The sequence below is a fragment of the Prevotella sp. HJM029 genome (genome assembly GCF_000599605.1).
In the GTDB taxonomy this organism is placed as follows: domain Bacteria; phylum Bacteroidota; class Bacteroidia; order Bacteroidales; family Bacteroidaceae; genus Prevotella.
On the sequence record NZ_KK082679.1, the window covers coordinates 1 to 858 of the forward strand.

General features: G+C 49.7%; 1 protein-coding gene. It reads right to left on the minus strand.

The genetic code is table 11. The annotated features are described in order from the left end of the window. Positions 1-232: 232 nt before the first annotated feature. Entirely contained in the window at positions 233-706 is a 474-nt protein-coding gene (locus X919_RS16750; protein ID WP_155949741.1) for a hypothetical protein, read from the minus strand. Positions 707-858 lie beyond the last annotated feature (152 nt).

Genomic DNA, 858 nt, shown 5'->3' on the forward strand with positions numbered 1-858 from the left:
GGGTTGGCGAGCGCAGTGAGCCTACCCTGTGGAGAAGTGTGGTGGTAACCTATGCCATCGGCATTGTACTTTCTTTAAATTCATTCGCGCAAAAGGAATATCATTCGTGAATAAATCCATTTATTGCAGGAAAATGGACGAGGCATAGGAAAAGAGCGTACAACCCCCAAGGGGGTAGCCTTTTTGCTTGCGTCATTACCCAGGGTAGCCTCCTATCGTCGGCAACCCTGGGCTATCGAAAGTATAACCGCGTTGCGGTAAATTTTTGTCCATTGCCAGTATTCCCAAACGGCGGAAATAGTTTGTTGGATAGTTTGCTAATATATTCAGACGGCAGGAAAGGTCGGGCGGAGGGGTCGCCAGCACGTTCAATCGGATGGAATAGTTTGTTGGGTAGATTGCCAATATATTCAAACGGCAGGAAAAGTCGGGGGGAGGGGTTGCCAGCACGTTCAAACGAGGGGGATGGTTTGGCGCGGCGTTTACCAGTATATCCAATCGGATGGAATATTTGAAAAGAGGGGTTGCCCGCGTTTCCAATCGGATGGAATGGTCGGACGAAGTGTTTGCCAGTATATCCAAACGGATGGAATGTTTGAAAAGAGGGGTTGCCCGCGTTTCCAATCGGATGGAATGGTGGGACGAAGTGTTTGCCAATATATCCAAACGGATGGAATGTTTGGGCGGATAGATTGCCGCATGCCATTTGTGATGTAGTAGGGGGCGCCGCATATGGTTTTCCTCAACCCCATCGGGGTTGTACTTTCGATAGCGCAGGGTTGGCGAGTGCAGTGAGCCTACCCTGTGGAGAAGTGTGGTGGTAACCTATGCCATCGGCATTGTACTCTCTTTTTATCC